An 11,952-nucleotide genomic window follows, 5' to 3' on the forward strand; every position below is an offset into this window, starting at 1 on the left:
CGAGCAGATAGGAGGGATAGGTGAAATTCTACCGTTAGTAACAATTACATACACAATCAAGTGCACACCTGTGAAGTTGGATGGAACCGTGGCCCTGCCACTCCAACGCTTTGTCAGGTGTGCTTTTTTCATAAAGGAGTTCTTATGTTAGATATCAAACGTATTCGTACAGACTTTGATGCTGTCGCAGAAAAATTGGCTACACGTGGTGTAGATGCTGCTATCTTAAACGAGATGAAAGAAATCGATGCCAAACGTCGTGACATTTTGGTTAAGGTTGAAACTCTCAAAGCAGAACGCAACACAGTTTCAGCTGAGATTGCCCAAGCTAAGCGCAACAAGGAAAATGCAGATGACAAGATTGCTGCCATGCAAACCCTATCTGCTGAGGTCAAAGCTTTGGATGCTGAATTGGCAGACATCGATGCTAAATTGACAGAATTTACCACTACTCTTCCAAATATCCCTGCTGACAGCGTTCCTGTTGGGGCTGATGAAGATGACAATGTGGAAGTTCGCCGTTGGGGTACTCCACGCGAGTTCGATTTCGAGCCAAAAGCCCACTGGGATCTGGGTGAAGATCTTGGTATCCTTGACTGGGAACGCGGTGGTAAGGTAACGGGTGCTCGCTTCTTATTCTATAAAGGACTCGGTGCTCGTTTGGAACGTGCTCTCTATAACTTTATGTTGGATGAGCATGGTAAAGAAGGCTATACTGAAGTCATCACACCTTACATGGTTAACCACGATTCTATGTTTGGTACTGGTCAATATCCAAAATTCAAGGAAGATACTTTTGAATTGAGCGACAGCAATTATGTCCTTATTCCTACAGCTGAGGTTCCTCTGACAAACTACTACCGTGATGAAATCCTTGACGGTAAAGACCTGCCAATCTACTTCACTGCTATGAGTCCATCATTCCGTTCTGAGGCTGGTTCAGCTGGTCGTGATACTCGTGGCTTGATTCGTTTGCACCAATTCCACAAGGTTGAAATGGTTAAATTTGCCAAACCAGAAGAATCTTACGAAGAATTGGAAAAAATGACAGCCAACGCTGAAAACATTCTTCAAAAACTCAACCTTCCATACCGTGTCGTTGCTCTCTCTACTGGGGATATGGGCTTCTCAGCTGCCAAGACTTACGACTTGGAAGTTTGGATTCCAGCGCAAAACAATTACCGTGAAATCTCAAGCTGTTCAAACACAGAAGATTTCCAAGCCCGTCGTGCTCAAATCCGTTACCGTGATGAAGCTGATGGCAAGGTTAAATTGCTCCACACCTTAAACGGTTCTGGACTTGCAGTTGGACGTACAGTGGCTGCTATTCTTGAAAACTATCAAAATGCAGATGGTTCTGTGACCATCCCAGAAGCTCTTCGTCCTTACATGGGTGGAGCTGAAGTTATCAAACCATAAAAAATAAGGTTTAGCTATTTCTAGCTAGACCTTTTTCGTAACCAAATCAAGTAAACGCCTAATACAAAGAATAAAATAGTTAGGCATATAACAGTTTCAGCCAATACCAGATAATCCAGAAATGGAAGCTTCAAGATTCCCTGAGCCATCTTGAGCGAGGTAGCCGTGATAATGGTTGGGAAGGTGAGGGCTGAGAAGGCTGGTTGAAAGCCTTGTTTTAAAATATTGGGCAGGCGAGTTAAAACAAAGAAAAAGAAGGATTGAGAAGCCAAAATCATGGCAATCAAGAGCCAAGTCGGTAGGCTGGCTCCTCCAACTCGAACCAGGGAAGCCAAGAGCAGAGAGAAAGGAGCACAGTAGATTCCTTCTTGCCCAAGCAAGGCTACTGGTAGTGGATGTTGCTTTAAATCACTATAAATAAGGGGATAGAGATAGAAGGTCAAGACAAAACCAAAACTCAAGGTCGCATAGGCAATCTCGATAATGCCTACCAGAGGATAAGTCAAGGCAGCCACTGCTATCCCCACATAGAGAACCGTCCAGCTAGGAGTCGCATGAACCCTCCGACCCGGACAAGCAAATTTGACGGTAAAAGCAGCAATCAAGGCCAAATCCAAGAGAAATGAAAACCACCAGAGCCCATGCGCTACCAGAGGAAGATGAGGAAAAACGCGAAAGACATAGGTCGATAAAATCATTCCAGCCATAGGAAAAGTGGCCATTCCTGACAAAAGAGGAGGCTTGGTCAATTCTTGCTTGGTTTCTTTCCAATTAAACAGATGCAGAATTAAAAAGTAAACCCACAAAATCAAACCTGACAAACTCAGTATATGTGACAGAACTGGCAACATATCTAAAACGAGATTCCCAGCTCCTGCCAAACCTAACAAACAACCAGAAAATACTAAGGGGAGTTTTTTCATCCTAACCTCCAATAATCATGTTAGTTTCAGTATAGCATAAAAGCGCTTAAATGAGGACTTAAAAAAACGAAGTCCGTGGATTTCAGACTTCATTTTTTGATCAGATATAAATTAAGCATAAGGTTGCAATTCTGGGTTAATTGGGGTATTGGCTAGATTGTTAGCATAGTTACAGAGGCTTGCTAGGCTGACACCAAGAACCACATCCAAGGCATTTTGTTGGGTATAGCCAACTTCTAGAAACTCAGACAAGGCTTCATCTCCTACACGACCCTTGGTATTGATAACTGCCAAGGTAAACTTAGCTAGGGTGTCCAATTTAGGATCTGTTTCAATTGGAGTACGATTGCGAAGGGCTTGAAGCAGGTCATCGTTCATCTGGATCTGTTTAATTGAAAAGGCTGTGTGACCTGCGACGCAGAAGGCACAACCGTTTGTCACAGCTGCCGTGATTTGCACTACTTCGCGCTCAACAGGTGTCAGGCTGTTGCGACGGTTGATAGCTCCGACAGTACGGTAAGCCTCTAAAGCAGTCGGTGCATTAGCCAAGAGACCGATTAGGTTAGGAATATAGCCATTGTTATCTTTTTCTACTGTTTCAAGAACTTCTTTCACTTCTGCTGGTGCTGATTCTACTGTATGGATTGTAAATGTTGTCATCATAAAACCTCTTTTCATGTTGTTGAAATCTAGTCTATCACAGATTCTATACCGTGTATAATATATATTTTAAATTGCACTGATAGAAATTTTTTATGAAAGCAAAAAATCACACGCGATGTGTGATTCTATTATTTATTAAAATACTTTTTAGTCTCAGCAATAACAACTGGTGATAAAACTAAGAGAGCAATCAAGTTTGGCAGAGCCATCAAAGCGTTGACAATATCAGCAATAATCCAGACCATATCCAACTCGATAAAACCTCCCAGCAAGACCATGAGCACAAAAATCACACGGTAGAGCCAGATAAAACGAACCCCAAAGAGAAACTCGAAACAGCGTTCTCCATAGTAGTTCCAACCTAGAATCGTTGTAAAGGCAAAAAGTACAAGGAAGATAGTCAAGAGGGCAGGCCCAAAGTGAGAAAATACTGTTGAGAAGGCTGACTGAGTCAAAGCCACTCCATTCAAGTCACTATTCCATACTCCAGTTACCAAGATGGTCAAACCAGTCAGAGTACAAATGATGAGGGTATCAATAAAGGTTCCTGTCATGGAAATCAAACCTTGCTCTACTGGTTCATTTGTCTTAGCCGCAGCAGCTGCAATGGGAGCAGAACCCAGACCAGATTCGTTTGAGAAGACACCACGCGCCACACCATTTTGGATAGCCATCCGAATGCTAGCACCAGCAAATCCACCTACCGCAGCAACAGGACTAAAGGCTGATGTCAAGATTAAAGCGACTGTAGCAGGAAGTTTTCCAATATTGAAGAAAATAACTGTAAGAGTTCCCAAAATATAGATGATAGCCATAAAAGGAACAACGGCTGTCGAAACCTTTGAAATAGACTTGAGTCCTCCAAAAACAGCAATCGCTACTAAGACAGACAAAACGAGAGCCGTAATAGCTGGCGAAATAGTCGTTGTATTTTGGACAGATTCTGTAATCGAGTTGACTTGGGTAAAGGTTCCGATTCCTAACAAAGCTACTAAGACACCTGCAATAGCAAAGAAGATAGCAAGTGGTCGCCACTTTTCTCCCATCCCTAGAAGAATATAGTGCATTGGACCTCCTGCAACAGCACCGTTATCGTCTTTAGTCCTGTATTTGATAGCCAATAAACCTTCCGCATACTTGGTTGCCATTCCAAAGAAAGCCGCCATCCACATCCAAAAGAGGGCTCCTGGACCACCGACTTTGATAGCCGTCGCCACCCCGATAATATTTCCCGTACCAACTGTCGCCGCAAGAGCTGTACACAAGGCCGCAAAACTGGATACATCGCCATGCCCCTTATCCTTGGTAAAAATAAGCTGGAAGGCCTTAGAGAGACGCAAAACCTGCAAAAGTCCTAAACGGGCAGTTAGGTAAATCCCTGTTCCGACCAAGAGAATCAAGAGGGGTGGACCCCAAGCAAAAGCATCAATTGATTTAAGCAATTCTAACATTTCCTTCTCCTATCTTTTCAACTCCAAAAGAAAGAGCACATGCAAGATACATGTACTCTGGAATGCTTAGATAAATGCTAAAAAGCGGTCTATCCTAGCTCTGTCCTTTTACCTGAGAGTTTGAGCAGTTGCCTGCCTTGCCCCTTCGGTGCCTTTACGGTCTCTCCAGAGTTCCGTCCATTTACAGTCATGGAAAATCAAACGATTCGCCACTTCTATTAAACTTCATTCGGTGTTGGTATTTAATTGATTCTTATTTTACAAAAAATGTTGGATTTTGTCAATGGATTTTGGGAAAATCTTATTTGACTCAGTTAACTAAACTTAGTAATAATTTTCGAAATCATAAACTCCCAAATTTACACTATAAATCTTTTAAATTACTATTTACAACTTCTCTGCTCATCTCATTATTAAAGAAAGGAAGACCGACGATACGATAACGTTCATCGTCCAACAAAGTTCTTGCCTCATCTCTTTCAGTAATTTGCAGTAAGAATTTCTCTTTCCAGCCTTCTTTACTATTTTTGAAGGTATTATTACTATCCAAAAATTGACTTCCTTTTGGCTCAATGAAAATTTGCCAAGAAGTACTTCCAACTTTTTTATCATTTGCAAGCAAGATAAAGTCAGGCTCAAAAGCACGCCCTTCATCAAAACTATAGATTTTCACTGCTTTCTCATTTCGCAAAAGATAAATATCAGACCACTTTTCCTGCAAATCATTCATCAATTCACGGATAGCACGCACCAGATATTTCTCCTCGCTTGTTCCAAAGTTATCATCATAGGCATACCAATCTAGCTGATCGATATTTTCAAAAATCTCTGTTTCAGACTTGGTTTTTTGTGACCGTCCAAACTCTGCATTCCCATTTACATTAACAGTATACTTTCTCAAGATATTCTCTTCAAAAACTTCACGTACAGGAACAGATTCAAAGTTAGCTGAACCATAAAAGCGCTCTTCAGTTGGAACAATATCTTTTTCAATGCTATATAAAAGCTGTTCTGCAATATAGAGTTTCTGGTCTGAAGTTAACTCACTTATTTGTGATAAAGAAGATTCTAGTATAATATTAACTTTCGAAAGCATTTCAATGAAGGCAGATACACCACTCAAGCCAAAGAAAGCTTTCTGTAAGTTTTTAAAGGTATACTGTTTATTGCGATTGATAGCTGTTCGAACAATATTGGAAGTAATTTCTTTTCCAAACTCGAAGTTTAAGGTGTTTGTCGAATCAGTCGCAAAAACATCATCCTCTGAGAAAGCTTCAAAATCTCTTGTGCTGGAAGTCGGTAAACTGACATCAAAGGAACTCGGAATGAAAGAGGTATCCAACAAACTTTCTTGTCGTTGTTCCAGATATTCTTGGTAGGAAAGACGTTTATTCATCCAAACAAGACCATCTGTATAGGTTCGTGTTTGTTTGAAAGATTCTTTGAGCTTTAATTCACGCTCTTCTAAATTGACATCATCAAAAATTCCAGACTCACGCAAGACTTGCTTTAATTCAGAAATATAGCGAGGATTGTTGGCAGAATGATAATGAAGCTGTTCTATGACACGAAGTTCATTGTTTTCATTTTCATCAAATTTACGAGTGAACTTCTCCTCGATTTGATTATCAATCACAAAGGGATAATAACGTGCTCCACGACCGATGAGTTGCTTTTCTGCATTGGTAGTGTTCCCTGCGACAAAACCGTTCTTTGTTGTCTTACCATCACGAATATCGTAAAGACGAACAATATCAAAAAGATTAAGAACATCCCAGCCTTCGTTGAGCATATCAACTGCAAAAATAGCACGAATTTCATTTGAAGGGAGTTCCAGAGTATTCAACTCCACTAAATTGTTGCTAGTCTTGTTTTTCCCATCAATCACGAGTAAGCGTTCACGGCGAAAATCTTCCTGCAATTCCTCAATTAAATCTTGAAAAGAAAGTCCAGCCCCTTCAAAAAAAGCAAATGCTTTTTCCAAGATATTTTTTTGCTCCTCATCATTTGCAGTTAAGTTTTTTTGAGACTGTACTTGTTCTACTGACAAGTTGGCTAACATATCCAAAAAAGCCTCTAAGTTTCCTTTATTTTCAGCAATTTTTTGCGACTTAAACAAGACCAAAGGTTTGAGGTTAATTCCATGTTTCAAGGCGATTTTCTTGCGGTATTGGCTGATAATGATTGCCTGCAACATACGAATTGGAAGTTCATTATCTACCAAGTGGAAAAGAACATCTTTAGAGTACTTATCCAAGCGGAACTCTTTCAAGTCATACTTGAAAATCAAAGATTTTTCATATTTTTTGGCAATATCTGGATTTGCTAAATCAATAGTTGCTGTAAATTCAAATAAAGAAGATTTACGGGCTGTACTTTGAATGTTTTCAATCGTCGCCGTCCAGCTGTCGTTCTCATATTTTTCTTTCTTGCCAAGTCCAGCATTCAAGTGATGAGCCTCATCTGCCAATAACACAAGCGATAAATCTTCAAATTGCTCATAAGTTAGGCGATTTTCCCTTGGGGTATTTAAATCTTGGTGAAGTTTTTGAATGGTTGTAAAAACAATATTGATACTATCAGGCTGACTATCGGAAAAATCTGTCACTTCACGTACTCCCACCGCTTGATTATCAATAGTTATTTTGTCCGCAAACAAGTATTTTCCCATCTCATTAGGCAAGAAGTTTGCTCTTGTCTTGGTAAGAATATTGTCATTATTAACAAAAAAAATAAAATTCCGTTCACCCTGTTTAAATTTTTCAAGTATAATCGCTGCCATCAGCAAAGTTTTTCCTGAACCGGTCGCCATATTGTAAAGGACTTGTTCTGGTTTTTTTCGATTTTTCTCATCCCTTTTGTAGTAGAGATACCTCCCTACCGCCTCTTTCTGGTAAGGACGCAGTGGAAATTTCAGATTTTGCGTGATGTAGTCTGGAATGCTTGCCTTAAAGTCAATAAAGCCATTTTCACTAGCTTGCTTATAAATTTCATACACAAAAGCCATCACTTACTCCTCTCCATAGAAGTATCTATTGAGTTTTTTCTCTTCTAGTGAAATGTCATAGTCGCTATCATCTATCTCTGAATAATTAACATACAGGTTATTATTATCCACCAACTCCAGCAAGACTTGTTTTTGTTCAGCTAGTGAAAGTTTTTCGAACTCTGACTTTTTCAACTTTTTAGGGTCGACACGATAAGATAGGAACGAAGACTTTTTAGCCTGTTCAAACAGTTGAGATAGAGTTTCAGGCTCTCTTGCCTCTAAAACTATATTTTTAAAATCCTGGGCATCATTTTTCAGTTCACAGTAAACAAATGAACCACCACCAGTCCAGTTGACATCTTTAGAAATGCCGGTTTCATCTCCTTTTATCACATTATTCAATCTTTCAACAATCTTTTCCTCAATATAATCCATTTGCTCTATCAAAATATATTGACGGTCCATTTTATGAGCAGTTGCTGCTGTTGATCCTGAACCACCAAAGAAATCTAATATAATATCTCCTTCATTTGTCACATACTCCATTAAAATCTTTAGTAATTTTTCTGGCTTCTTGCCACTATTTAGTGCAACCCCTCCTTCATGACGAATATTACCATAATCTCCTGCGAAATCAGCAAAATTGACAATAGGTAAATATTTTACAGCCTTACCATCCTCAATCTCTTTTTTACGTTCTAAAGGCATGCCAGAGAACATTTTACCTCTATTGGCCGTTGCTTTTTGAGGGTTAGTGTAATAACGATATCCTAAACCATCCTCACCTCTACCATAAACTTTATAAAGGGTTCCATTACCATCAATTGAAACTCTGGGCTCAACAATTTTTTGATAAACCTGTCCATAGCTCATTTTAGAGTAAATAGAGCCTGAAATCCATGTCTCTTTCAAAGCGTCTACATTTGCTTCTACTTGAACGAGCTTCCACTCGCCTTTTTTGAAAATCCCAACCTTATTCCCATCAATTTCTTCTATCGAACCATTGGTTAATTCTTGTATTTGCCAAATAAATTTATCATCAGTATAAGGAACAGTAGGTTGATTAGCTTTAAATTGAGTATAGTTTTTTGCATACATTAAAGTATATTCAATTAACGGTTTAAACGCCATCGTTTCCGTTGCAATAGATTTATCTGCATATCTTACTTGAAAATTAAATTGAGTCAAAAAGTTATCCTTACCAAAAATCTCATCCAATAAAATTTTCAGATATGCTTGCTCCTTATCATCAATAGAAATATAGATGGCACCATCTTCACTCAACAACTCTCTTGCTACCACAAGACGATTCTTCATAAACGTCAACCAAGTGGAATGATTAAAATTATCGTTATAGTTGAAACTATCATTTCCAGTATTATAAGGTGGATCAATATAAATCAACTTGACCTTCCCAGCAAAGCGTTTCTTGAGGCTATGCAGTGCAAGCAGATTATTTCCCTTGATAATAAGGTTATCTGTATCCTTTAACTCCTCAACCTCGTGCTCACCGTCTTTATCATAACGCTTGAAATTGCTCAACACCTTCTCGTCTAGCAAGCGATTGATTTCCGCTGGAGCAAGCGTCTCGTTAAAGAAAATCTCTTGACGTTTCACATCGTCCTTGGTTTGCCCTCCCTCAAGCACACAATCTTTATAAGGAAAATTCAGCACAACTTCTTTATTTTCAGAAAGATAGTTTCTGTCTGGCGTCCCAAGACCTATTTTTGTTTTGTAGGCTGTAAAGCTGTCAGGCAAGAACTCCTTGTTATTTAGAAATTGCAAAAAGATATCTTTTTTAAAGACCAATACCCCATTTTGTAGCTTTGAAAAAAAGTGATTAGCGATTGTTTCATTACTCATCAACTGATTGAGCAACTCAGGACTGTACTGCCGTGCCAGCTCTGCTAGTTTATTTTTATTTAGTACGCCGTCCACTAAAAACTTAGGATTTTTAGCGAGGACTTGCTCCAATTCTTGTTTCATATATGGAATTTCCTTCTCACTTAAAATTTGTGAAGAGCTGATAGTATTCCTTTATATGTATATATAAAGGAAGGGTATACCCTTCGGTTTTATTCAATTTTCTAGTTCTATTATAACATATTTGAGCATGTTTAAAAAAATGATAAAAAAGCTTGAGGAACCACATATTTCCTCAGGCTTTTCTTATCCTTTAAAAGTCACAATAGTTGCACCACTGCCTCCAGCATTTTGTGGGGCATAGCCAAAACTCTTGACATGCTTGTTTCTTTGTAGGTATTTGGTGACACCTTCACGGATGACTCCTGTTCCGATACCATGGATGATATCAACTTGAGCCATATTGTTAAGCAAGGCTTGGTCGATAAAGGCATCTAGCTCATTCATGGCCTCTTCATAACGTTTGCCTCGAAGGTCCAGTCTGGCTTGAGGTCCTCGACCAGAAGTTCGTTTCACAACATTGACTTGTTTCTTCTTAACTGGCTTTTCTTGCTGAGCTTGAACAAGGTCAAACTCTTTCTCTTCCAAGGTCATCTTAATCAAGCCAACTTGGGCTTCCCAACGGCCATCCTTGAGTTGATTAATCAAGGTACCACGCTGGCCATAACTGAGAACAACGATATCATCTCCCACCTTTGGAGCTCGTTTTTTCTTAGCTTTTTGAAGGACCTTATTTTTAGACAAGTCCACTTTTTCAGGAGCCAATTTTTTCAGCTTGGCCTTGGCTTCAATGATTTCGTGGGGTTTGAGTTGGGATTTACTGTGGAGATTTTTGAGAATCTGGTCACTCTCACTTAGAGCCATATCCACAATCTCAGCAGCCTGTTCACGCGCCTTATTAAGTTCGGTTTCCTTTTCACGATTGAGCTCGTTGTAAAGTTTTTTAAGAGCACGATTCATCTTGAGATTTTCTTGCTCCACCTCACGAATATTATCCAAACGTTTACGGCTTTCCAGCGTCTGCTCTTCTAGTTGCTCAATAATCCGATTGACATCATTGTCTTGATCGACCTGCTGGCTGGCATCCCCTACGATAACTTCAGATAGTCCTAAACGTTTAGCGATTTCAAAGGCATTGCTTCGGCCAGGAACACCCTGCATAAAGCGATAAGTCGGGCGAAGAGTTGCAGTATCAAACTCCATGCTAGCATTTTGCACAAAGGCTGTCTCAATACCATAGGCCTTGAGTTCCGGATAGTGAGTCGTCGCCATGGTCTTGACTTGACGCAGGCGAAGGTCCTCCAGAATAGCCATGGCAAGGGCAGCTCCCTCTTGAGGATCGGTACCAGCTCCCAACTCATCCAAGAGCAAGAGCGAATGCTGGTTGACCTTACCAAGAATATCCACAATATTGGTCATGTGGCTAGAGAAGGTAGACAAGCTCTGCTCAATAGACTGCTCATCTCCAATATCTGCAAAGATTTCTTCAAAAATACCAACACGGCTTCCCTTATCTGCTAAAATCGGCAAACCGGACTGAGCCATGACCTGCGTCAAGCCCAGAGTTTTAAGCATGATGGTCTTCCCACCTGTATTAGGACCTGTAATAACAATAGCTGTTAAATCTTGGCCAAAATGGACATCATTTGCGACGGCATTTTTGACCAAAGGATGGCAGACATGGAGCAGTTGAATCTCTTGATTTTCTGATAGCTGGGGAACTACTGCTTGCCTTTCTTGGATAAAGCGGACCTTGGCACGAATCAAGTCCAGATGGCCGATAATCCAAGCATCATTAGCAATCTCAGCTGCATGAGGGCGGACACGCTCAGAAATTTCTTGGAGAATGCGAAGCATTTCATAGCGCTCATCTGCTCGCAAACTAGCGACTTCTTCGCTCAGTTTGACCACCTCACGGGGTTCGATATAGACGGTATTTCCACTAGCAGAAATATCATGAACGACACCTGCAATTTTATTGCGGTAGGTGTTTTTGACTGGTAAAACCTGACGGCCATTTCTGCTAGCAACAATCCCTTCTGTCAACATCTGCGCTTTTTGCTTGAGCAAGTCTTGCAAGACATCGCGTACCTGACTCTCGCTATCATGGATTTTTCTACGGATGCGCGCCAATTCTTCACTGGCAAAATTTTCAATGAAACCTGCATCATTAAAGGCTTGGAGATTTCCTTGTAATTGCGGAAAATCATGTAATTTCTCAAACCAAAGGGCTAATTCTTCCAAACTGACATTTTCCAGATTGGCGTAAAAACTTTGCAGTTCTCGGCTGGCAAGAAGCACGCGCTTCAAGAGCAGGAACTCTTCGATATTGAGGTCCGCTCCCATCTCCAACCGCTTGCAGACTCCTGATATTTCCTTGGTTGCGAGAATGGTAAAATGAGGTTGCTCGACGAAAAGAGCCTGCATTTCCTTCATCTCAGCAAAAGCCTGTTTGATTTTATCTGCTTTGACAGTCGGAGCCAGCTGTCTCAATTGCTCCAAGCCCTGTTCGGTCAACAAATGGGGTTCAAACAAGGCCTTGACCTTATTGAACTCTAATGTTTCTAATATTTTCTTATTCATC

Annotated in this window: 7 protein-coding genes and 1 riboswitch; of the genes, 1 reads left to right on the forward strand and 6 read right to left on the reverse strand. The window is 40.3% G+C overall.

Going from position 1 to position 11,952, the window contains the following annotated elements:
* Positions 1-144 precede the first annotated feature (144 nt).
* A complete protein-coding gene (gene serS, locus K4Z77_RS07725) occupies positions 145-1,419 on the forward strand; it encodes a serine--tRNA ligase (protein WP_224218958.1) in 1,275 nt (424 codons plus the stop codon).
* Between the two features lie 20 nt (positions 1,420-1,439).
* Here the strand turns inward: serS and K4Z77_RS07730 are convergent, their stop codons facing one another.
* The 6 genes from K4Z77_RS07730 to K4Z77_RS07755 all read right to left on the reverse strand — a co-directional run bounded on the left by K4Z77_RS07730 (position 1,440) and on the right by K4Z77_RS07755 (position 11,951).
* On the reverse strand, positions 1,440-2,342 hold the full coding sequence (locus tag K4Z77_RS07730) for a TDT family transporter (RefSeq protein ID WP_224218959.1): 903 nt from the start codon (positions 2,340-2,342) through the stop codon (positions 1,440-1,442).
* Between the two features lie 111 nt (positions 2,343-2,453).
* Positions 2,454-3,002 carry a carboxymuconolactone decarboxylase family protein gene (locus K4Z77_RS07735; protein WP_049538827.1) on the reverse strand — a complete coding sequence of 183 codons (549 nt, stop codon included), beginning with the start codon at positions 3,000-3,002 and terminating at the stop codon, positions 2,454-2,456.
* Between the two features lie 131 nt (positions 3,003-3,133).
* Positions 3,134-4,456, reverse strand: a complete 1,323-nt coding sequence (locus K4Z77_RS07740; RefSeq protein WP_224218960.1) for an alanine/glycine:cation symporter family protein — start codon at positions 4,454-4,456, stop codon at positions 3,134-3,136.
* 90 nt (positions 4,457-4,546) lie between these two features.
* A riboswitch (glycine riboswitch) is annotated at positions 4,547-4,635 on the reverse strand.
* A gap of 185 nt (positions 4,636-4,820) precedes the next feature.
* The gene (locus K4Z77_RS07745) at positions 4,821-7,463 is read right to left on the reverse strand and encodes a DEAD/DEAH box helicase family protein (protein WP_224218961.1); all 2,643 of its coding nucleotides are present in this window, start codon (positions 7,461-7,463) and stop codon (positions 4,821-4,823) included.
* A 3-nt stretch (positions 7,464-7,466) separates the two neighbouring features.
* On the reverse strand, positions 7,467-9,431 hold the full coding sequence (locus K4Z77_RS07750) for a DNA methyltransferase (protein ID WP_224218962.1): 1,965 nt from the start codon (positions 9,429-9,431) through the stop codon (positions 7,467-7,469).
* Between the two features lie 183 nt (positions 9,432-9,614).
* Positions 9,615-11,951, reverse strand: coding sequence for an endonuclease MutS2 (locus K4Z77_RS07755; protein ID WP_224218963.1), 2,337 nt, complete (start codon positions 11,949-11,951; stop codon positions 9,615-9,617).
* Between the last annotated feature and the right edge of the window lies 1 nt (position 11,952).

The organism is Streptococcus mitis subsp. hohhotensis (assembly GCF_020089495.2).
GTDB lineage: Bacteria > Bacillota > Bacilli > Lactobacillales > Streptococcaceae > Streptococcus > Streptococcus hohhotensis.